This window comes from Candidatus Uhrbacteria bacterium CG10_big_fil_rev_8_21_14_0_10_50_16 (assembly GCA_002774875.1).
Lineage (GTDB): Bacteria > Patescibacteriota > Patescibacteriia > UBA9934 > UBA11717 > UBA11717.
Map to the genome: position 1 here is coordinate 108,525 of PCYM01000006.1, position 22,450 is coordinate 130,974.

20 protein-coding genes and 1 other RNA gene are annotated in these 22,450 nt (G+C 50.7%); 6 read left to right on the top strand and 15 right to left on the bottom strand.

Features of this window, described 5'->3' with window-relative positions:
• Window positions 1-3: 3 nt before the first annotated feature.
• From COV06_03575 to COV06_03600, 6 genes are all read right to left on the bottom strand, one after another.
• The gene (locus tag COV06_03575) at window positions 4-945 is read right to left on the bottom strand and encodes a hypothetical protein (GenBank protein PIR47504.1); all 942 of its coding nucleotides are present in this window, start codon (window positions 943-945) and stop codon (window positions 4-6) included.
• On the bottom strand, window positions 917-1,777 hold the full coding sequence (locus COV06_03580) for a transketolase (GenBank protein PIR47505.1): 861 nt from the start codon (window positions 1,775-1,777) through the stop codon (window positions 917-919). Before COV06_03580 ends, COV06_03575 begins: the two co-directional genes overlap by 29 nt.
• A 412-nt stretch (window positions 1,778-2,189) precedes the next feature.
• A complete protein-coding gene (locus COV06_03585; GenBank protein ID PIR47506.1) occupies window positions 2,190-2,978 on the bottom strand; it encodes a hypothetical protein in 789 nt (262 codons plus the stop codon).
• A 101-nt stretch (window positions 2,979-3,079) separates the two neighbouring features.
• The gene (locus COV06_03590) at window positions 3,080-3,721 is read right to left on the bottom strand and encodes a hypothetical protein (protein ID PIR47507.1); all 642 of its coding nucleotides are present in this window, start codon (window positions 3,719-3,721) and stop codon (window positions 3,080-3,082) included.
• Between the two features lie 3 nt (window positions 3,722-3,724).
• On the bottom strand, window positions 3,725-4,303 hold the full coding sequence (locus tag COV06_03595) for a hypothetical protein (protein PIR47508.1): 579 nt from the start codon (window positions 4,301-4,303) through the stop codon (window positions 3,725-3,727).
• Window positions 4,304-4,308: 5 nt separating this feature from the next.
• On the bottom strand, window positions 4,309-4,782 hold the full coding sequence (locus COV06_03600; GenBank protein ID PIR47509.1) for a ribose-5-phosphate isomerase: 474 nt from the start codon (window positions 4,780-4,782) through the stop codon (window positions 4,309-4,311).
• An 85-nt stretch (window positions 4,783-4,867) separates the two neighbouring features.
• Here COV06_03600 and COV06_03605 point away from each other — a divergent pair, with 85 nt between their 5' ends.
• From COV06_03605 to COV06_03615, 3 genes are all read left to right on the top strand, one after another.
• Complete coding sequence (locus COV06_03605) at window positions 4,868-7,693, top strand: isoleucine--tRNA ligase (GenBank protein ID PIR47510.1); 2,826 nt, start codon at window positions 4,868-4,870, stop codon at window positions 7,691-7,693.
• A 1-nt stretch (window position 7,694) separates the two neighbouring features.
• Complete coding sequence (gene ruvA, locus COV06_03610) at window positions 7,695-8,258, top strand: Holliday junction branch migration protein RuvA (protein ID PIR47511.1); 564 nt, start codon at window positions 7,695-7,697, stop codon at window positions 8,256-8,258.
• Between the two features lie 263 nt (window positions 8,259-8,521).
• Window positions 8,522-9,469: a hypothetical protein gene (locus tag COV06_03615; GenBank protein PIR47512.1), complete on the top strand. Its 948-nt coding sequence runs from the start codon at window positions 8,522-8,524 to the stop codon at window positions 9,467-9,469.
• A gap of 55 nt (window positions 9,470-9,524) precedes the next feature.
• On the opposite strand, the gene COV06_03620 is transcribed toward COV06_03615, so the two are convergent.
• The 4 genes from COV06_03620 to COV06_03635 form a co-directional block, all read right to left on the bottom strand.
• Complete coding sequence (locus COV06_03620) at window positions 9,525-9,848, bottom strand: hypothetical protein (GenBank protein PIR47513.1); 324 nt, start codon at window positions 9,846-9,848, stop codon at window positions 9,525-9,527.
• 75 nt (window positions 9,849-9,923) lie between these two features.
• A complete protein-coding gene (locus COV06_03625) occupies window positions 9,924-11,888 on the bottom strand; it encodes a hypothetical protein (protein PIR47514.1) in 1,965 nt (654 codons plus the stop codon).
• A 2-nt stretch (window positions 11,889-11,890) separates the two neighbouring features.
• Entirely contained in the window at window positions 11,891-14,458 is a 2,568-nt protein-coding gene (locus COV06_03630) for a hypothetical protein (protein PIR47515.1), read from the bottom strand.
• Between the two features lie 14 nt (window positions 14,459-14,472).
• Window positions 14,473-15,633 carry a hypothetical protein gene (locus COV06_03635; GenBank protein ID PIR47516.1) on the bottom strand — a complete coding sequence of 387 codons (1,161 nt, stop codon included), beginning with the start codon at window positions 15,631-15,633 and terminating at the stop codon, window positions 14,473-14,475.
• A gap of 37 nt (window positions 15,634-15,670) precedes the next feature.
• On the opposite strand from COV06_03635, the gene COV06_03640 reads away from it, so the two are divergent.
• Both COV06_03640 and COV06_03645 read left to right on the top strand, forming a co-directional pair.
• Window positions 15,671-15,904 (top strand): hypothetical protein, encoded by a 234-nt coding sequence (locus tag COV06_03640; protein PIR47517.1) that lies wholly within the window; start codon window positions 15,671-15,673, stop codon window positions 15,902-15,904.
• 99 nt (window positions 15,905-16,003) lie between these two features.
• Window positions 16,004-16,270 (top strand): hypothetical protein, encoded by a 267-nt coding sequence (locus COV06_03645; protein ID PIR47518.1) that lies wholly within the window; start codon window positions 16,004-16,006, stop codon window positions 16,268-16,270.
• 49 nt (window positions 16,271-16,319) lie between these two features.
• On the opposite strand, the gene COV06_03650 is transcribed toward COV06_03645, so the two are convergent.
• From COV06_03650 to rnpB, 4 genes are all read right to left on the bottom strand, one after another.
• Window positions 16,320-17,459, bottom strand: a complete 1,140-nt coding sequence (locus COV06_03650; protein PIR47519.1) for a hypothetical protein — start codon at window positions 17,457-17,459, stop codon at window positions 16,320-16,322.
• The gene (locus COV06_03655) at window positions 17,443-18,570 is read right to left on the bottom strand and encodes a glycosyl transferase (GenBank protein PIR47520.1); all 1,128 of its coding nucleotides are present in this window, start codon (window positions 18,568-18,570) and stop codon (window positions 17,443-17,445) included. Before COV06_03655 ends, COV06_03650 begins: the two co-directional genes overlap by 17 nt.
• A 138-nt stretch (window positions 18,571-18,708) precedes the next feature.
• Window positions 18,709-20,130: a hypothetical protein gene (locus COV06_03660; protein ID PIR47521.1), complete on the bottom strand. Its 1,422-nt coding sequence runs from the start codon at window positions 20,128-20,130 to the stop codon at window positions 18,709-18,711.
• Window positions 20,131-20,235: 105 nt separating this feature from the next.
• An RNA gene (gene rnpB / locus COV06_03665) (RNase P RNA component class A) lies at window positions 20,236-20,654 on the bottom strand.
• A gap of 185 nt (window positions 20,655-20,839) precedes the next feature.
• On the opposite strand from rnpB, the gene COV06_03670 reads away from it, so the two are divergent.
• Complete coding sequence (locus COV06_03670) at window positions 20,840-21,280, top strand: hypothetical protein (protein PIR47522.1); 441 nt, start codon at window positions 20,840-20,842, stop codon at window positions 21,278-21,280.
• 80 nt (window positions 21,281-21,360) lie between these two features.
• On the opposite strand, the gene trpS is transcribed toward COV06_03670, so the two are convergent.
• A complete protein-coding gene (gene trpS, locus COV06_03675; GenBank protein ID PIR47523.1) occupies window positions 21,361-22,347 on the bottom strand; it encodes a tryptophan--tRNA ligase in 987 nt (328 codons plus the stop codon).
• Window positions 22,348-22,450: the final 103 nt, after the last annotated feature.

The following is a 22,450-nucleotide window of genomic DNA, read 5'->3' on the forward strand; positions in this document are numbered from 1 at the left end:
GTACTATTTTTGTTTTCGCTGGACGGCGCGTGTTACAAGCCAGGCGACCAATCCGATCGGAAGGGCGACGCCGACGCCGAGGATTACGATCCATATAATTGCCTCAACAAGGAATTGGAACACGATCACGACACTTTGCAGTGCAACAGACAGCGTTTCTCCGGGTTGGAATGGCTTGGTAGGAAGCGCAACATGTTCGCGTTCTTGGAGGGTGACGCTGATGGTTGAGTAACTGGTGTGATTGTCCAAGTACTGGATTTGTCCTTGTAAGCTCTCGATACGTGCACGAACGTTGGAGAGCTCGCGTTGCACACTTAACAAATCACTGACCGAACCGGATCGATTTAATAATACGAGATACGCTTGTTCTTCACCCTGTGCGACGTTTAATCGTGCTTGGAGATCGGTAAACTGCTCCGTGACATCTTGCGCGTCGGTTGACTCATCAAGAACCTTGATTCCTGCGGACCGGATCTGTTGCATTGCGGCAGTGTACTGATCGGCGGGGAAGCGCATGGTAATAAATCCATAGCGCGTTCCATCGTAATTTTCCCCGGCATTGGATGTTTGTACAAACCCACCAAGTGTTTCTGCGAGCTGGCTTAACGTGTCGATGCTTGTTTGTACGCTTTCCACTTGTAATGTGACGTACCCTGTTTTAATGACGCGTTGATCTGCCGTGGCAGCCGTTTCACCGGCGGTTGGTGGTTCTCCATAGAACCCATCTGAGGCCAACATCATATCGTTCTCGGCGTATCGAGCACCATCCATCATGGGAGAGGGCATACCAAAACTTGCCTTTGTCAGTTCCGTGCCACTGGCGGCATCAAATAGCGAAGGAGACCCGTTTACAAGCGCGATCGCACATGCTCCCACGAGCACTAACGCACCAATTATCCATTCTTTTTTTGTCATATTAGTTACATTCGCTATCAATTTTTCCATCGAGCGTTCGCAATTGTGCCAATGCAGCACGTGCTTCTTGTGGATTTGGTGGTTTCCCGTGCCAGTGATAATCGTACTCCATAAAATCAACGCCCTTACCTGGAATGGTGTGTGCAATAATCACGGTAGGTTTCTCAGTAACGGCGTGACCTTGGCCAATGGCGTCCACAATCTCTCGCACGTTGTGACCATCGATTTCCATAACATGGAAGTTGAAGGCTTCAAACTTGGCGCGTAATCCTTCGAGAGGCATTACAACTTCCGTTGGTCCGTCAATCTGGATGTTGTTGCGATCAATAATCCAGGTCATATTGTGTAGCTTTTCTTTGCCAGCAAACATGGCAGATTCCCAGGTAATGCCTTCTTCTAACTCGCCGTCGGAGAGGATGCAATAAACGTGTGAGCGTGATTTGTTCATGCGAAGCGCATAGGCTGCACCGCAGGATTGCGAGGATCCGTTGCCAAGGGGACCGCTTGTGTTCTCGATTCCAGGGAGAACACCGTACTCTGGGTGACCCTGCAGGCGCGTTCCGTACCGACGCAAAGACATAAGTTCTTTCTTAGGAAAAAACCCAGCATGGGCCATGGCCACGTATTGAATGGGCACTACGTGTCCGCAACTCAAATACAACCTGTCACGATGTTTCCAGTTTGGCATCGTGCGTTTGTAACTCATGACATGAAAATAAAGCGTTGCAAAAATTTCTGCCAAATCAAGTGGGCCAGCAGAGTGACCGGACCCGGCATGCGTGAGCATTTTAATAAGGTCACGTCGCATTTCCTGCGCGCGATCCTCGATTGCACGAACCTCCTCGTCGTGAATAGTAAGCATAGTAAGTAGAGTATAACAAAATTGGGGGCTGGGAGATAGGGAAGATGGTGGGTTATAGGAAATGGAAAATGGGTAATGGTAGGGGACGACTGATGTGTTGCTCTAAATGTTCTTGATTCCTTCGCCGAGTATCCTCATCTTCAAACACATGCGTTTTAAAGAGACTCTGCATAGGCTCCATCTTTCAAAACACACGTGTTCTTGGGGGCGAAGGGCTGGATCTGATCGCGAGCATCTCTCTTTTATAGCACGGCCGGGGTCCTTCGACTCCGTTCATACAACTCACTCCGCTCAGGATGACATGAAGAGATCCTTCCCTACGCGTGCCCGCCTGCGGAGGGAGGGGTAACTCACAACGATACTTGTAGACATCGTAAACCAAAACACCGCCCGGAGGCGGTGTTTATAGAGCTTATTGAACAAAGATTGCACCCGTCAACTGTGAGTTGTAGCTATCAAAGAACGTATACGTCTTTGCTGTATCAAACTGCTGTACGTATGATTGCCCTGGCTGCATGGTTCCGGTTCCCCATCCAAGATCATCGCCTGTGACCGTATGTGCTTCTGTTCCGTTGTTGGTAAAGCGCACGGTGCGTCCTGCCTCAATGGTCACACTGTTTGGTGCGTAGTTTGCATCGGTGATTGATACATCAACAGGGAGGTGAAGACCTTTGTCGACGTTAATCGATGTTGCCGCGGCGGCTGCCGTTGTTCGATTAAAATCGCTCGCTGCGTTGATTGGATCTCCTACCTGGTAGTTGGTAAAGAATCCGTCTGGGATGTCATCGATTTGCTTGTTCCAGGTTGGTCCATAGAGTGCAATCGCCACCGCCTCACTGGTAACCCATCGAAGGGTTCCGTCAGATGCTGGTGCGTAGGTCTTTGGATCCGTGTTGATCTTGATCATTCGTCCGCCTGGTTTGTAGGTGACGTTTCCACCAATCTGGATGTTGGCAAGCTGTGCGTCTGTAATCCAGACCACGCTGCTAAAGTCATTGCCAAACCATGTTTGATACGTTGCAAAGTTTGGGAAGACGTAGCGGAAGCCATCGTTTCCATAGTAGTACACGGCGGTGTAGGTTTCGCCGCGGATCAAATCTCCTGGCTGAAGGGCAACCTCTGCGTTTGCACGTGGCTGTCCGGAAAGGAGAAGGGCACCGATCACGCCCAGGATGGATAGTGTCGCAAGGACTTTTTTCATAGGTGGGTTATGTGTATTTCTATACGTAAACAAAAGTATAGCATGCCGCAAATAAACAGAAAAGAGCCACTTGGGCTCTTTTGAGGCTGGTTTTCCACAGGTTACGGTCGTGCAAGTCTTTGTAGGTCACGCAAGGCGACGAGCGGATCGGATTGTTTAAAAATGGCACTGTTGACCGAGAGATGGGTGGCACCGGCTTCTATAATCTCCGGAATCGTCTCCGCATTCACACCAATATCGACGTTTATGAGCAGGTGAGGATAGTCTTGTTCCAACTCGCGTACCTTTTCTAACATGAGCGGATTGAATGCTCTACCAGAATAGCCAGGTTCGTTGCCACGGATAAGGACCATGTCTACCTCGTTGAGGAGATGCTCAATGTCGGCGATACGGGTCTGTGGTAAGAGGGCGATTCCAACCTCTAATTTGTGTTTCTTAATCTCCTGAAGGAGCACACGCATGTCTGTTTTGAGTTCTGCGTGGACAATCGCGCGGATGGTTTGTGGAAGTTTCGCCCAAGCCTCAATAATTGGCAGGGGGTCGTCTACCATAAGGTCCAGTTCGTACTGCATGAATGTGTCGATGTTGCGGATGGTATTTGCATCTCGGAAACTGGAGGTCTCCACAAACGTTCCATCCATAATATCCACGCTCACGGTATCCACGTCTTCTGGGAGAAGGTTGATGTGTTCTTCAAATTCCTGTGCGGTCTGCACAAGAATTGCAGGAAGGATAATGGCCATAGATTAGTGAATCGCTTGTTTGAGGGTTTGTTTATAGGTTGGAAAATCAAGTTGGTGTGGTGCACGCTCTACAAGAGTGTATAAACCATGCAGGAGAGTCGTGGCGACTTGATGACATCGTTTAAGAAGTTGCGGATATTTTTCACCCTCTTGCTCACCGCAAAAGACAGACGTGTCCGATGAGATCAATTTTGCTGTGGAAAGGGATCGATATCTTTTGAAATCGATCATTCTTCTGGTTCCGATGTAGGCTTGCCATGACGGTTTGAGAAATTTGAGATCTTCTGCAAAGTAGGGGCTTAGAGAACAAAGATAAAGATGTTTTGGTTGTGTTTGTGGTGCTGAGAGAAACGCAATCATGGCGCCAAAGGAGAATCCAAGCACGTGATTTTCTTCTGTTTTGTGTGTATCGAAAAACGCAAGAAATTCTTGTAGGTGATCCGACATCACGTGACGTTTCCATCTGATCGGAACGATCTTTACGCTGTAACCTAGAGATGTGAGGTGCCGTTTTAGCCACGTGTATTGCGGATTGGTTATCTCATGGGTAAATCCCGGGATAATAAAAAACATCTTTTGCATACTTGCTAGTTTTGCTCCTCGATGTCTTGAATTTTATTGAGGCGACGCACGCGGCGCTCGGCGGGTTCAAATGGCGTGGCGAGGAAGGTCTTTACACGCAGTTGCGCCTCGTCGAGTTGTAAATCGATTAGTCGAACGGCGAGACAGAGGACATTGATATCGTCTTCTGTGCGCGCGGATTGGATTGCCTCTACGGAATATCCAATGCCCGCACGAATGCCGTCGGTTTTGTTGGCCACAATGCACACACCCTCGGCATTGCCACACAAAAGGATGCCGCAGGACTCAGGATTCTGTGCGACAGCCTCGGCTACCGCGTGCCCAAAATCAGGGTAGTCGTCCTGTGGGTCGTACTCCACGTTTCCGAGGTCTTTTACCGTATATTCTAAATCCAACAGCCATGCCTCCAACTGTTCTTTCAGGTCAAAGCCTGCATGATCTCCGCCAAGATAAATAGTCATATAAGGGCAGTATAACATGAGACTCGCTCTTTCGGATCAACCATTGATATAATGCAAGAACTAGGCTAATCTATAAGAACTAATACGTAACGCCTACAGAGTTATGGCAGAACGCAAAGGAGCAGACGCCCGCGAACAGGATGTGCTGGAATATTGGAAAAAGAACCGAATCTTTGAACGTTCCGTAGAAGAGCGACCGGAGGACAATCAATTTGTGTTTTACGATGGGCCGCCGTTTGCAACGGGAACGCCGCATTATGGCCACCTTGTTGCCGGAACCATGAAAGACGTTGTGCCGCGCTATTGGACGATGCGCGGAAAACGCGTCGAGCGTGTGTGGGGGTGGGATTGTCATGGATTACCGATTGAGAACTTAATTGAGAAAGATCTTGATTTGGGCTCGCGCGATAAAATTCAGGCGTTTGGGATTGATAAATTCAACGAGTCTTGTAGGGCACGCGTGTTGGAATATGCGGATGTGTGGGAGCAGGTGGTTTATAGGCTCGGTCGTTGGGTGGACATGGAGCATTGTTATCGCACCATGGATACAAATTACATGGAGTCCGTTTGGTGGGCATTTAAGACGCTTTGGGAAAAAGAAGCGTTGTATGAAGGGTATCGACCGATTCACATCTGCCCGCGCTGTGCCACCACGTTGTCTTCTTCAGAATCTGGATCTAATTACGCCGATATTACAGACACGTCCGTGACGGTTCGGTTTAAATTAACGGATGAAGAGGACACGTTTGTGCTTGCTTGGACCACCACACCATGGACGTTGCCAGGGAATATGTTGCTTGCCGTTGGAGCAAAGATTGCCTATGTAAAAGTTAAACAGCGTCACGAATTTTTGATCGTGGCAAAGGAGCGATTGGAGGCGGTGATGGATGGTGAGTACGAGGTGATTGAGGAATTGTCGGCCGCAAATTTAATCGGAAAGCACTATCAGCCATTGTTTCCATATTTTGCCGATCGTAAAAATGCGTTTCGTGTTGTTGCGGCCGAGTTTGTGACCACAGATGAGGGAACTGGCATTGTGCATATTGCTCCAGGCTTTGGAGAGGACGACTTTTATGTGGGACAGGCGGAGCAACTCGATATTATTCGTCATGTAAATATCGACGGAACATTTACGGAAGACGTGACGGGGTTTGCAGGGTTGCAAGCCAAGCCAAGCGATAAAAATATTTTGGAATATTTGGCGGGGCATGGATCGGTGTACATGACAAAACAATTGCGACACAGCTATCCGCTTTGTTGGCGTTGTGATACACCGTTGCTCAATTACACCACTAATTCTTGGTATATTCGCGTGTCGGCCATGCGAGATCAGTTGCTCGCGTTGAATCAACAAACCACGTGGGTGCCGGACAACATGAAGAACGGTCGCTTTGGGAACTGGTTGGAAGGGGCGCGTGATTGGTCGGTGAGTCGAAGTCGCTACTGGGGCGCACCGTTGCCTGTTTGGAAATCGGAAGATGGAGAGGTGATGGTGATTGGATCCGTCGCAGAACTTGAGGCGTTGTCTGGGCAAAAGGTTGAGGATTTGCACAAGCATATTGTGGATAAAATTACGTTTGAGAAAGACGGAAAACGCTACACGCGTATCCCCGAGGTGTTAGACTGTTGGTTTGAGTCGGGCTCTATGCCGTACGCACGGTTGCATTATCCGTTTGAAAATCAAGAAAAGTTTGAAGCAGGATTGCCTGCAGATTTTATTGCCGAAGGGCAGGACCAAACGCGCGGATGGTTTTATTCTCTGCATGTGTTGTCCGCAATTTTGTTTGAGAAGCCTTCGTTTAAGAACGTGATTGTCAACGGGCTCGTAATGGCCGAAGACGGGAAGAAGATGAGTAAGCGTTTGCAGAACTACCCAGACCCTATGGAGGTGGTCAATCGTTATGGCGCCGATGCGCTCAGATTATATTTGATGAGCTCGCCGGTAGTGAATGCAGAGAACTTGCGGTTTAAGGAATCGGGCGTCAAAGAGGTTTCCAACAAGTTTGTTGGAACGTTGAATAACGTCTTGAGTTTTTATCAACTCTTTGTGCACGCAGTCCCAGAGATTGTGCAGCCAGAGGAGTTACACCCACTCGATAGATGGATCCTCGCCTTGTTGCAACAGACACGCGAGCGCGTCACGGCTTCGATGGATGCGTATGAACTTGCGCCAGCCGCGCGCGAGCTGCAGGACTTTGTCACGGAATTGTCACAATGGTATGTGCGTCGCAGTCGTGATCGGTTTAAGGATGGATCGTCCGAAGATTTTCGTGTGGCGTCGCGTGTGTTGTATCGCGTGTTAGAGATGCTCGCGCGTTTGATTGCTCCGTTTACGCCGTTTATAGCTGAGGAGGTTTACCGTGGTATTGCGGATCGCCCTGAGGAGGACTCCGTGCATTTGGCGCTGTGGCCGATGGCGGATGATCTTGATTTTCAGGACACGGAGATTTTGGGAACCATGAAAACGGTGCGAGAGTTGGTGACGCGCGTGTTGGATCAGCGGACGGAGGCCAAAATTCCTGTGCGACAAATCCTGCAGTCGGCTGTGGTGCGGTCAGAGAAGGAATTGCCAGAAGTCTGCTTGGAGATTATTCGTGACGAGGTCAATGTGCAGTCGATTACCTGGGAACAGGGGGAGACGAGCGTGACGTTGGATACCGTTTTGACGCCAGAGCTGCGCCAGGCAGGAATCGTGCGTGAGTTGCAGCGACAGGGAAACGCCTTGCGAAAAGACGCGGGATTGCAGCGTGATGACGTAATTACGTTCTATTGGGAGTCAGATAACGCGGATGTCATTGCGACGTTCGAGGCATCCTTTGAGGAGATTGCGACACGTGTGAACGCAAAGGCAATCGTGCGTGGGTTGGGAGATGCGACGCAGACGGCGGAAGTAAAGATGTCGGAGGGAACAACCATGATTGGGCTGTAATATGATCATGCGACTACGTGGAACCGTGCTGGATACGAATATCGATTGGATGTTGATCGATGTCCAAGGTGTTGGATATGCCGTGGGTGTATCGCTGTCCTTATCGGTGCGCTATCAACTGGGAGACGAGGTGACCATCTGGACGCACGAGGTGATTCGCGACGACGCACATCAACTATTTGGCTTTGAAAGTCGCGATGCACTGGAACTGTTTTGGAAGTTGATCGCGGTGAACGGTGTAGGCCCAAAAGTCGCGCAAAAAATCTTGGGTGTGAGCACGCCGGAGGAGGTGCGTCGCAACGTCATGGAGGGGTCGGTGGATTTTTTGACACGGATCCCGGGAGTGGGGAAGAAGACGGCGCAGAAGATTGTATTGGAGTTAAAGGGATCGCTTGTGATGGACGAGGATGCAACGGAGCAGACATCTACAAATCAAGAACTGATCGACGCGTTGATGAGTTTAGGCTATGCTACGCAGGAGGCGCGCAGTATGGCGAATGGTCTTCCGGAAGGGCTTGTGTCGATGGAAGAAAAGTTGAAGGCGGCTCTGACTATTTCTTTGTAGCGCACGATGCGATAAAGGATGCGCATAAATGATCATAAACGACAGACAGCCTAATTGACTTGGATAGAGACCATACGGATTTATCAAAATAGCCGGCATTTGATTGATGCTGGCTATTTTGTTTGCGAGCTCCTATAGGGTGATTGATACAAGATCACGGGAATTTACAAATTGTCCAAACGTATCTCAGAGGGGTGGCGCGCCGCCATCTTTTTTTAAACATGTTATGATTGAGACAAGGCTGATGCGTTTTGCCTATTTGTATGAAAACAATTAAAGAAAAAGGAGATTGGAACCTGTTTGTTATGGAACACGCACCCAGAAGTGGGGCGTTTTTGCAATCGTGGGAATGGGGAATGGTCAAACAGTTCCAGGGAATGACGGTGGATCGATACCAGGGAAACGAGGCACAATGCCAACTTGTAACGATGTCACTTCCGTTTGGAAAACAGTATGGCTATATTGGACGGGGACCGCTCGGAATATCGCATGAAGCGGAACGGGATGTTGTAACGCGCCTCAAACAGCTTCGAGAACAGGATGTATTTTTACGCGTGGATGCGTGTAGACCGATCGTTGGAAGACTAACAGGAGAGGTGCAGCCGGCTCATACACTGATTACGCATGTGCACGCAGATGATCAAGCTCTGCTGGCGGAGATGCATACCAAAACACGGTACAATATCCGTCTTGCCGAGAGAAAGGGAGTAGAGGTGATCCTTGATGCTGGGGAAGAGGGATTTGAGGCGTTTATAGCGTTAACAGAGGCGACTTACAAGCGACACAAGATTCGATCACATGCCAAGGACCATTATCGCGCGATTTTAGATTGTCTTAATGGAGAGGGGGATGCGCCTCGGGCGTTTATTGCCATGGCCAAGCTGGATGAGGAAGTGTTGGCGGCGAATTTGATGATCGACTGGAACGGCACACGCACGTATTTACATGGCGCGTCGTCGGACAATAATAAGCAACTCATGGCTCCCTATTTGTTGCATTGGAAGTTGCTACAAAACGCGTCATTTAAAGAAACTTTTGCCTACGATTGGTGGGGTGTTGCGCCGGAGAGTGCTGTAGACCATCCGTGGGCGGGTGTGACGCGATTTAAACAGGGGTTTGGTGGTGAGATGGTAGAGATGCCGCAGACGGTAGATGTGGTGGTGAATCCGTTTTGGTACGGTGTCTACTCTTTGGTAAAACGGTTCAGATAAAAAAGGCACGCCCGGCCGACAGATTCGTCGACCGGGCGTACGTTGATGTTGCGAATCAGACGAGCGGCTCCTCCCCCCTGCTCTTTCGCATAGAGTTGATGATCTCGCAGACGGCGGCTCGAGAGATACCGTGCCTGCGCACCAGGTTGATCCCGGTGTCCACGTACCTCCTGGTCCCCGCCGACGTTCCGTTGCTCGTCACCACCAGAAAGCAGGTGAGTCCGAAGCTCGGCACCATCTTCCTCATGTACGGCATCGTCTGGATGTCACCCATGATCTTCACCTCGGTGATCTCGACGCCCCTCTTACCTCCTCCCCCTTTCAGGATGGTGTAGGTTCCACGATCTGCTTCCCTCGACCTCGACTGCGTGTGGCCCATTGTGGGTCCCCCTTTCTGTGATGGTTATATCAGTATACAACAAAAAGTCAAGACCCAGCTAGGCTGGGTCTTGTGCTATTCTACAACGATTCCTTTATTCTCTGCGTGCGCGTCGTTTGCAATCTCTGATGTGAGTGCCGGCGCGGTGGCACTAACGGTGGATCCTGTGGTGACATCGACGGCCGTTATAGAACTCACACCCAAGAGATCGAGAAAGGTGTTGAGGTCGGCGCTTGTTGGTTTAACATGCATGTCGAATATCGCGACAGGTGGCGGCGTACCTGTTGGCAGATTTCCAATGGCCCACCGTACGCGATTGCCTACTGAGTCGTAGGTGACCGTTCCCTGTGTTACGGAGACAAGTCCTCCCCAGACGGAATCCGACGGAATTGCTGCAACCATTACCGCATCTTCTACGTCGTTAAGCGCATTTACGACGGTCCATGTTACGCGGTAGGACGTCTCCTCGCCCACCTGAGGGGGAAGGGGCCCGTACCCAATCGGCACACCTTGCGCGTTGTAATACTGCGCGCTGGAACTTCCCGAGAGGTCTGAGGCAATGCGAATGGTGATAGGGCTCGAGACAATAGTTCGATTAATCTCTATGTCTCCCACTGTGGTAACACGCGCCTCGGCGTGCAACTTGATTGTAGTGGCGCCCGTTTCGCGTGTTGGAATAGCAACGTCGATCGAAGCACTTTCTCCGCCGCGTAATGTCTCGAGCCGATTCATATCTCGCTTGTCCCAATTGATCTTATTGCCGTACACATCTCCATTTGGAATGCCGCTTCGATCTTCTAATCGCACGCGGTCTGTGCCTGCATCAATAAACAGCTCGATAGTTAACGCTTCAGCTATTTCCTCTCCACGGTTATCCAACGAGACGTTGAGCGTGAGATCGTCGCCCGGGAGCAAGATACTGTTACCTGTCTGACCATTGGCAATGAGAGAAAGGGCGAAATCACTGGCGAGTACATGTGAGGTAAAAGTAGCCTCGCGTTGCGCAATAAATTGATCGTGTAGATGTACCCCGGCTGTGGCGGTGAGCGGCTGATCACCCTCGGCGTCGGAGGCGAATGTTCCCTTAAGGGTGAGCGTGTAAGGTTCCGTATTTATAAGTTCCGAAATGGTCCAGATGGAGATGCCTTCTATATCGGGTTTGGCGCTACTCTCGTTGGTATGAAATCCGTTTGGAAGGGCAAGTCGTAACTCAACGTTTGTTTGCGGTGTCTCTTCCGATTGTTCAACCACGACGGTATAGGTAACGGATTCTCCAGGAACAGCACGGTCTGGTCCCGTGATGGAGGTTTGGAAAATACTTTCTTCAATTAAGATACTTTCTGATTCGATATCCTCAAACGGCGAGCTGAAGTTTGCCGGCGCGTAGCGCGTAATCGTTTGAATTGTAATGGCCGTTCCGGGCGTCTCATAAAATGTACCGTGTAGTTCGATGGTTCCTTGTGCGTGTGGAGCAACAGAGCCAATGGCCCAGGTAAGAGGTGCTGTCTTGATCGGTTCTGGCGTTGCTTGCGCGAGCACAAAACTGTCTGGTACGTGCACCGTTACCTCGAGCTCCGCGATCGGCACGGAGCTTGGATTTGCGTAGGGGATTGTGATCACGGTTTCTCGACCCGAGACAATAGGCTCCTTGGATGTTGTAATGTCAAAGGTGAGAACCTGTGTTTGTCCTGCCCCAAAAGGGTTATTCAGCAACAACGCACCGGTAATACCAGCTCCAATGGCAATAAGAAGGAGAAGGGTGGCGATAAGGATCCTGCGTACAAAAGGCTGTTTGACGATGTCCAATTTTGACATGTCCATAAGGTCTTTTTCCTCTGGGTCCAGTGCGTAGATGGTTCGCAACTCATGCTCGACGTTGCGAGGTTCCACGGCATCTTCTTCCGTGTGTGTGCGTCCTTTATGCGCGTGCGTGTGTGATGTGTGGTGTTCTGCTGTATGTAAAACAGGCGAAGCAGTTTTGTGTTCTGTGTGCTTCTTGGAGTGTTTCTTATTTTTCTTGTGCGATGATTCGTGACGCATAGCTATTTTCGTTCGAGCACCATGCCAAAGAATCCATCTGTGTTTGTAGGGAGATCCATTTGCGTGACGTTGTCGTCCGTGGACCAGAGGGGACGGAAGGGTATGCCGGGATCAAAGGAATAGTGTGTGATGCGCGAACTCACACCTGGCTGTTTTTGGAAGAGGATGCTGTGTCGGACGGTTTCTGGAATTCCCACAAATCGTTTTGCGGAGGATAGGAAGTCCTGTTGTGGTTCGTCCAAAATATCCTCGGGCAATAGATAGCGGAAGCTGAGAGAGGACGTTGTGCCTGGTCGCGTCTGAATCCAATGACCGAAGCTTGTTTTCCCAAAACTTTCGGCGATGTAGGCTCCTGTATTTGCGTCCACGGAGCTTTTTTCTACGCGCACTAAGTCTTGATCCTCTGTAAGACCTTCTGTGGATTCAAACAAACGTGTGTCTGGCGGTTGTGCGCCGGTTACACTCAACAGAGTACTGCCGCGAGGAACAAAGATCCGGGTAAAACTCACGTTGTTGAGCCCAGAAAACGTGGAGCTTTTAAGACCGTGGTGCGTGCGCTCAATCGTTACTAAGTTCTCAATACGACCATCGTCGCGCACGGTACTCTCCACACTGATCGCATCATCAATCACCCCATCCGTCTTACCACCGCCAACATTTGTATGGCTTACCATGAGGTAATCTCCTGTGTTTCCAAGGATCGCTCCATCCCATCCAAGTGTTGTGATGGCCTTTTGAATCTCGAAATCGCTGTGATACATCTGAATGTCTCGGTCGTTAAGACCGGCACTCATAATCTCGGCTACATGCAAAAAATCTTCGCCGCGACTCTCAAGAATGTGTTGCATGAGCACGGGCGCCAAGTCTCCAATAAAGGATTTTGGTTGATTTGCAACTTGATCGTAATCTAACTCCACCTGTTTTTGCGTGCGGAACAAGAACGTCTCTCCGTCAACGGCTATGTTATAGGCAGGCATGTTAATCTCGCCCGTTGCATCTATAAGATCTGCAACAAGACTCGCGTTAACGGCAATCACACCGTCTACCGTTGGACCGCCGCTTTGCTCATAAAACCACATGGCCTTTTGTGCACTGGTAGGGAAGTCGGGGAACCAGTTAGCGTCCTGGAGCTCCCATTGTGCGCGCAAGAGTTGAAGCGGCTCAGGCGCGGCTACATGTTTGAGGAGCTGACCTTGGACGTCGTAGGTTCCACCGCCGGGGATGGTGATTTGATCTAATTTACCGTCTAAGATGTCGATCTCTGCAAAGGACCCCCAAAAGCCACCCGTTGGTCGGAGCTCGGTATTGTTTTGAAAAAGCACGAGGTAACGTTGACGGTGCTTGTCACCCAATAGGGTGGCGATGGCGTTCGATGAATCGTGAAACGTTTGCAAAGACTGTGCGGTTCCTGAGATGAGCTGTTGAATATCACGCACGGTGCCGCGATGTTCTGCGGGGACAGAGGTGATTTTGATTGAGTTAAGGGTATCGTTTGCTTCCCAAAGATCTGGGAGCGCATCTTCTGCATAGACATCAAACAGTCCCACAGCTGCCGCGGGGCTTTCTGTAGTTCGATTGGCAACAGCCTGCATTCCGTTGCTAAGCGTGGCAGCGGACCGAGAAAGAGACTCGCCAGCCGAGAGCATACGTTGTGCGAGTTTAATCTCTCCTCCTGTGGAAGGGAGCATGTCGGCAATTCCGAAGAGCTGCGTTTCTGCGTGGCTCAATTCTTTCTGTGCCTGTTCAAGAGAATCGGCTGCTTGAGAAAAGGAGACGGCCGCACCCTGAAAATCTTGATCTGCCGTGGCAGATGCACCGCTTCCGATTGCCTCTACTGCCGCAAGACCACGCGCAACGATTGATCCCTGCGTATTCTCCACGGTGTGAATGGTGGTAACGGCGTGAATTGGCAACACAACAGCAAAGGAAAGGCCCACAAACACCGCAAGAGTCTTGGTCCATCCAACCGGCAATATACGACGTGTGGTTTGTTTGGCCTTGCGAGTTTTTGAGGCTCGTGCGGCAGGCTCGGCGGGGAGGTCGGCAAGCGCTTCCGCGAGAGCAATGTCGTCGATCAACTCGTCAAATGTAACAAGCGGTTCCTGCCCAATAAGTTCTACCTCTATGGGCTGGTCTGACTCGGCGTCTGTAAAATATTCAAATTGCTGAATCAAATCGTCTACCGCGATGTCGGTAACGGGCGCAGCATTAAACGTACGAGGCGCGTGGGAGGGGAGAGACACAATCGCAGATTCACCGACCTGTGTAAGCGCCTCAGATGTGTGCATGATTAAGTGACCGGTTGTGTCCTGCGCAATTTCGGGCTTTAGCGATTGCGCGGTGAGGAGGTTGGACCCCACAATGGCTGGTGCGTCCTCTGATTCCTCGAGCTCAAGCCTGATTACATATTCGGACGTTGGATGTGAGACGTTGGTTGTAATAACGGGGTATTGCACAGCGCCTGTCTCCAAAACAGAAAGAACCTGCTCGTCTTGCACGGTTGGGTCTTCAAAATAGGTGTGGGCGATCGGATTCAGTGATGGATACGATCGGGGAGTCTGTTTTGGCATGTGGATCTGTGTTTTCAGGATCTTGAGATGGTGTAGAGATCCATAAGGGCGCGAGCGTGATCGTCCCAAGAATATTTCTTGAGCACGTCATGACTGGCACTGAGAACGCGAATGCGCTCTTGCTTGTTTGTGAGCAATGTCTCCATGGCTGCAAACAAATCTTCGATATCGTTTGGATCAAAATAGGTGGCTGCCGGTCCCAAGATTTCTGGGATCGAACTTGCACGAGACGCTGCTACAGGTGTTCCGTGACTCAGTGCCTCCAGGGGAGGGATGCCGAATCCTTCGAGTTTTGAAGGGATCACGTACACGCTCGCCTGCGAATACAGGTTGGAGAGCATGGTGTCGTCGACAAAACCGAGAAAATGCACACGGTTGCTTGGAATCTCTATTTCTCGTGCCTCGGCTTCTAATTGTTGCGTAAAGGAGTTGCGAGGTCCAACGAGGACGAGATGCGCTTCGGGGTGTTCCTTCACAAAAAAGCTAAACGCATGGAGTAGCGTTTCGATATTTTTATGAGGATACGGGTTGCCGACGTTGAGAAAAAACGGTGTTTGAACGCCTGGCGGTAATGGCAAGGAGCGCGCGGTCTGTTTGTTTTGTTTTTGCGCTAAGATTGCTGCGCTTTCAACACCATTATACACCACATGTACCCGGTCTGGGGAGATGTTTAACCTGTGGATGATTTGTCCTTTTGCATAATCGCTCACCGTGATGATGTTGCGCGCGTGTTGTGCAATGTGGGCGAGGATTTTTTGTTGCCCGAACTGTTTAAGTTGATACTTCCACGGGGCAAGGGTGGTGGCTCTGGACGCCCACGTTTGATCGAGCATGATGAGGTCATGAATCGTACACACGAAAGGTGTTTTTGCACGTAAGGGAACGTTAAAGTGGGGGTAATGGATGAGGTCCAACTTCTGTTTGTAGATGATCCGTGGCATGTAGAGCTGCTCGGCGAGGGAATACCAGGGAATGTCGGCCACGACCTTTGTCCAACGGGATTTGAGTGCCGGAGGAATGGCACAATCGTCAAAATTTGCTCGACGCAAAAAAAGCACATACTCGTTTTCTGTGTCGAGTTGTTGCAAATGCGTGACGATTTCTTCTACGTAGCGCCCAACGCCCGCTCCTCCTATTTTTGGCCCGTACATCCGGGCGTCGATTCCTATTCGCATACATTTAGTATAGCATGGAGGGGAAAGGAGGTGCGTGATGAACGACGTACCCACGTGTCAGGTTGAGTTGGTGAGTGTGGTGATGCATAAGGAATCGTCACCCGAGGAACAGAAGTTCCGGACGGCGCGGTTCCGCATCCGCGTGAAGGATTCTAACGGACGTCTACGTACGCGCGTTGGAGGCTACAACAAGTTGGTCGCGGCCTTTGGTCCGAGCGTCGCCTCGCCCATCAAGGCCGCCTGGTCGGACTACGTCTACACGAACGCATGAACCGCTCTATCTCTGGGGCGGCTCAATTATTTTATAAAAAGGGGGTCAGGTACTTCCTTCTAACATTCCTCCCCACATCCTTGACAAAGTGCCGATTTTATGGTATTTAGGGCGTGTCATAAAGACCGCTACCGCCGTAAGCGGCAACCATTCGGAGGAGTAATGGCTCGATTGGAAAGCCCGTATTGGGATGAGCGACTTGGGGTGTGCGAGAAGCACTACCTGCCGTCTGTCCCGTGCCCGGCCTGCCTCGCAGATCGGGACGAGGACGTGGTAGTCGTGCTCGACGAGCTCGAGCGTGGGGGATGGGTCCTCTACGATGAACTCGCCATCCCGAAGGGGTTCGAGAACCACAACCGGCGGTAGCGCAACGTGCCGCCCAGCAAGAACCATCCACTTCGAAAGGAGGTGGCGGTCACTTGGTGGGCGGTTCTTGTTTTAAATAATTCAACGTCTCTTGCGCGCAGAGGTTCCAGGTAAATTGTTTGGCTTGCTCAATCCCGCGTGTGCGTAGCTCGGCCTGTAGTTGCGGATCGCGTAGAAGTTGATCAATCGTTTGCGTGAGCTCATTTGCATTCATCGCGCGTACCGAGAGGACCGCATCGGACCCTACCTCTAATAAACTACTGTTGCGTGCGGTAATCACAGGCGTTCCGCAAGCCATGGCCTCGGTAATCTGCATCCCAAATCCTTCGTAGCGCGATGGCAACACAAGCGCCGTTGCCCCACGGAGCAGCGCAGGTCTATCCGTATCGTCTACAAACCCAAGTACATGAATATCTTGTTTGTAGGGGGAGCGGTTGATAGCAGAATCAAGTGCGCGACGTTTCCATCCACGGCCGCCCGCGAGGACAAGGTGCTCTGTGTGTCCCTGCGTGCGGAGCTGATTATAGCTTTCCACAAGGGACACAAGATTTTTGCGTGGTTCGCACGTGGCGAGTGAGAGGAGATAGGGGTGTGTAATGCCAAGTCGTTGTTTACGTGTTGTATCATCCGGCCGTTTTCGTTCTTGAAATTGTGTGTGGTCTAGCCCGTGTAAAATAGTTTTGCAGTTTTGGGGTGATCGACCAAATGCGGTAAAGAGATCGTGCTGGCTATGGTCGGACACGGCGATGACCTTGGTGGCATGTTGCAGCGTTGTGCGCGCACGCGTGATCCTATACCGCACGTGGTGGAGCTGATTATAGGTTTCTGAGAGCAAAACCCAGGCAAGATCATGCACGGTCACCACGGTTGGAATCTGCGTGCGCGGCAAGTACCCGGTGTTAGGATACCAAACAACATCTACCGACTCGCCCAGCAGATGCTCGAGCGAAACGAATCCAAGAGCAATTGCCGAGTTGATGAGTTTATTGGGAATGCGGCGATGAATATGACGAACGTGGGGAAGCAACTGGAGGGAAGAGGGGAGTGCAAGCGGTTTCCATCCGCGCGAAAAAAAGACGAGTTGTGTGTGCTCGTCGGGGTGCATGGCTTGTATTGTTTCCAACACATAATGACCCACGCCGCTTGGTGTGGTGCCATAGAGACTTTGAATATCAATCGCGATCTTCATGGGTGTCTGTATTGGCGCTATGAATCATAGAGACCATTTCTTGTATTTGATTCGTAAACGCTTTGTGTGAAAACTGTTCGCTGTGCGCCCTAATCGCCTGCGGATCAAACTGTGTGTGGTCAAATCGAATCAACGCGTCGGCGAGACTCTCCCAGGTTTGCTCGTCAAAAAACGCTCCTGTTTTACCATCGATAATCGTCTCCGTGGCTCCGCCTTTGTTGTAGGCAATCACCGGTCGACCGCACGCCATAGCCTCCACAACCGTAATTCCAAAGTCCTCCTCTTGTGGATTAAGATAGGCAATACAGTCTTGGTAAAGTCGCGCTTTTTCCTCGTCGCTCACGCGTCCCAAGAATTGGATGTTGTCTTTTGCGATGGCTTTAAGCTCGTCCACCATCGGGCCGCTGCCAAAAATCTTGAGCGGCAAACGGAGTCGATTAAACGTCTCTACAATGAGATCAAATTTTTTGTATGCCATGATCCGACCGCCTGCGAGGAAGTAGGTCTTGGGTGCGTCGGAGAGAGAAAACGCTTCTGTGTCTACGGGCGGGAACACCACGCGCGCGTCGGATCGGTAATATTTAAGAATACGTTGTCGTACCGTGGCCGAGTTTGCCAAAAATTGATCCACGCGATCCGCCGCGTGCCTGTCCCATTCGCGCAGGCGAGAAAGATAAAGCGGCAACAGTTTTTTTACCATCACGGGCACGTTAAGGTTGTCCACGTACTCATGCATCTCTGTCCAAAGGTAGCGTGTGGGCGTGTGACAGTAGCAAAGGTGCACCGCGTCTTGTCGTGTAATGATTCCCTTAGCGAGCGAGCTGACGCTGGAAATTACAATGTCATACTCGCGTAGATCGTATTGCTCCGTAGCATGTGGCATGAGTGGAAGGAGCCATTGGAAGGGGAGGAGCGTAAAGGGAAAACGATTTAAAAAAGAGGTGCGGACGGTGCCCAGAATAGGCGGATCAAAGCGCTCCGGTTTATAGGCAAGCGTATAAATGGGCGCGTTTGGGTAGAGTGAAGATAAAACACGGAGTACGCGCTCTGCGCCTCCGTCTTGGGTGAGGTGATCGTGAACGAGAGCAATTTTTGGCTCGGAATCTTGCATGTGCTGATCTTAGCACTTTAGAAGACCCTTCGGCAAATGGATTGGTAGGTACGTGGGCGTTGGAGAGATATTTTTCAAAACACCGACGATCGTCGTATATTTGAAAAATTCGGAAGGCACACAAAAGCAATTCTCTGTCTATTTTGCGCCGCGGGAGAGGAGAACAACCCATGCGGTTTTTGCGAGAATTTGGAGATCCAGCAAAGGGCTCCAGTTTTCAATATAGTAGGTGTCCAGTCGAACTTCGTCGTTAAAATCCAGATCAGCGCGGCCGGAGACCTGCGCCATGCCGGTGATCCCGGGCTTGATCGTGAGCACTTTTAAATGCTCTGGTTTGTACTGTGCGACTTCTTCTGGAAAATGCGGTCGCGGTCCCACAAGACTCATTTTTCCAAACAACGCGAGGTAGAGCTGAGGAATCTCATCAATACTTGTGCGTCGCATAAACTGCCCAAACCGCGTAATACGTGGGTCGTGTTCTAACTTAAAGAGGGGAGTCCCTGCGCGATCATTTCCATGCTCGGCGAGAAAGTCTTTATCAAATCGCAACTTGTGCGCATCTTTAACCATGGAACGGAATTTAATAAACGTAAACGGCTTGCCACCTTCTCCCACGCGTTGCACAGGTTTTCCGTTTGGCAGTTTACGGAAAAGAATCCCGCCTTGCCGTTCGACGAGGAGGACAATGGCAACGATCAGCTGAATTGGGGAACTGAGAAGAATTAACAGGAGCGAGACAATTAAATCAAACGCACGTTTATAGATACGTCCCCAGCCATCCAATGGGGTTTGTTTGACTTCAAAAAGTGGGATGCCGGCAAAGGTATGTGGTTCTAACTTGGATGTCGACGCCTCTAATAAGTCTGCCGTATAGTAAAAATTGATGTGTTGTTGTTCGCAGAAAGCGAGCAGTGTGAGCGCTTCTTTTCTGCTGGCGTCTGGATTGGCAAACATGACCTCGTCTACCGCTCCGCGTGATTTTTTGCGGATAATCCAACTCTGCGTCTCCTGATTAAACTGTGTGCGGGTGCCAATGACGTGGAATCCCAATCCTGGGTTTGTGCGGAACGCGTTCATAAGCGGGAGCGTTTCTTCTTTTGGACCGATTAATACCACGTGGCGTTGACCGTATCCGCGCGCCAACAAGGAGCGTTGCGCGAGTCGCAAGAGTAAACGCGCCAGAATCACAAAACACATGGCGAGCACCCATGCGACCAATACAATAAAACGTGAATCAAAAATTTCGCGGCTAAAAAAGATGACCGTAAATACCAGCATCATGCCTGTGGAGACAGCGTAGATCACGCGGCCGATTTCTTCTCGGACAGACCTGCGCTTAATGCTGTAGAGACGATTGGCAGCAAAAATAAGAATCCAAAATACGGCCACGCCCAGGACCACGCGCAAAAGTTCGTTGACGTCGATGTTGAATCGAACCGGGAGGACTTCGGCGACGCGTGGGTGAATACGAATCCAATATGCAGTCCAGCCGGCAAGAACAATCATGGCAGCATCAATCGGAACGCGGATTCCAGCAAAAAACAAGTCAAGTCGTTTCATGTGATTGGATTATACCAGCTCGCCCACAAGGATGACAGAACACGCGATGTATAACGCAAACAAAAAACCCCCAAGGGGGTTGTCTGTGTTCTTCCCAAAGGTATAAGCCTTGGGACACCTGTAAGCCGAATTCTGTCTAGCCACGTAAAGCTCCAAGGAGCTACGTGGGAGACCGCGATCTATCTGGGCACAACATTGCTGTTGGGCTCGAGCGTGCTACCAAATTTGCACTTGCACCGGGATGGGTTTACCACGTCACTCTGTCACCAGAGGACGAGTTGCGTGATGTACAACCGAAGTCGCACACCGTATCGCAGCACTTTTCACCTTAAGCCGTGAGCGGCCGTATTGTCTCTGTGGCACTTTCCCTAGGCTTTGTGCATCTCTCACTCACAGGAATCCAATGAGTGAACGATCCACGTATACCCGGTCGCCGTTAACGACATCCCTTGTTCTGGACATTGCTGTCGCAGAGGTGTTCGGACTTTCCTCCCAGTAACCTGGGCCGCGGTCCGGTGCTCCTGTAAAGGATAAGAACGGGATAAAGATACAGGAAAAGTAAGCTTTTGTCAACCGTATTGAGGCCTCAGTAGGCTAGTATTAGCTGTATATCCGCTATTTGTCTTGACAGCAGGCTGTTTTTATACTATAAGCTAAGGGTCGAAAGACGACGCCTCATGAGAGACGCCACTCTATCTCGGGAGAGAACATGGCAAAGAAGGCAAATCGAGAAGATGAGCTCAGGGAGCTCCTCGCGTCACAGGTAGCGGATATGGAGCAGGGCCCCGTGGTCATGCCCAAGGAACTGCCTAGCGGAGTTGATGGTGCTGTGCGGATGTTCTATGCGGACATCGAGGGTCAGTCGGCGCCGGACGTGCGTACTGCGGCGCGGCGCGATCCGGTCGTCGATCGTAGTCCGAGCGAGCTGGCCCTTGGGGTTCTGGTCTCGCTCACTGAGCCGCAGCAGTGCGTCCTGCGGATCCGGTTCGGAATCAATGCAGGCAGCAGCGACGGTGTTCCGGCGTCGGAGGAATCCAGAACGCGTGAGCGTATCCGGCAGATCGAGGCGATGGCGTTGCGCAAGCTCCGTCACCCGTCTCGTGTGTTCCGCCCCCGTTCCACCACGGTAGACTCCACCGAAACGGAGTGAACGATCTCTACGGCCCCGTGTGCACTTTCTGCACCGGGGTCGTGGTCTTTTTAAAACACCTCCGCCAGGGAGGTGTTTAGTTACTTTAGGGAAACGCCAACCTTCTTTCTGACGATCGCCATCTTTGCGGCGGCAATCTCTCGCGCCCGCGCCGCACCGGCGTCTAACACACGAATAAGCTCCGCCTCGTCTGCCAAATACTCACCGATTCTTTTCTGTAGGGGACTTAGGTAGCCAATAAGCGCTGCGGCCGTATCCTTTTTAAGATCGCCATAGCCCTTACCTTGGTAGGCCTGCAGTATCTGCTCCGTGGTTTGATCGCTCGCTAAGCTGTAAATGTCGATCAAGTTTTTAATCCCTGGCTGGTCGTCTGAATAGTTGATGGCGCCTTTGTCATCCGTCACTGCAGACATGATTTTTTTGTGAATCACGTCGGAGCTATCCATGAGCGAGATGTAATTTTTCTCGCTGTTTGCACTCTTGCTCATTTTTTTTGTGGGATCGTCGAGGCCGAGAATCTTGGCGCCAACTTCTTTGAGTTTTACCTCGGGTACATGAAATGTCTCGCCGTAAATACGATTAAATCGTTCGGCAATCGTGCGTGCTAATTCCACGTGCTGCTTTTGATCGTAACCCACGGGCACCATACGTGCGTCGTAGAGAAGGATGTCGGCCGCCATGAGAATCGGATACGTAAACAGTGCCACGGGGACGTTCTCGCCCTGCATGATGGCTTTATCTTTGTATTGTGTCATACGCTCAATCTCGCTCATGCGCATGAGGGTAGAAAAAATCCATGCGAGTTCTGTGTGCTCTGAGACGGCGGATTGTTGGAACAAAATATTTTGTTCCACGTTGATTCCAGCGGCGAGATAGGTGGCCGCAAGCGCGAGAATATTTTTACGCAGGAGGGCGGGGTCGGACTCGGTGTCCATGGCATGATAATCCACGATCATCACAACACCGTTATAATTGACCTGAAAATCGACAAGCTGCTTGACCGAGCCAAAGTAGTTTCCGATGTGTAAAAGGTTGGTTGGGCGAATGCCGGTGAGGAAATCTGTCATATAGGGGAGTATAGCATGGTTTTCTTCCTTCTTTTTGTTTTGCTAAAAAGGAGAGATAAAACAATATTTAAAAAAATGTGCGCCCGCCCCAGAGCCTCCAGGA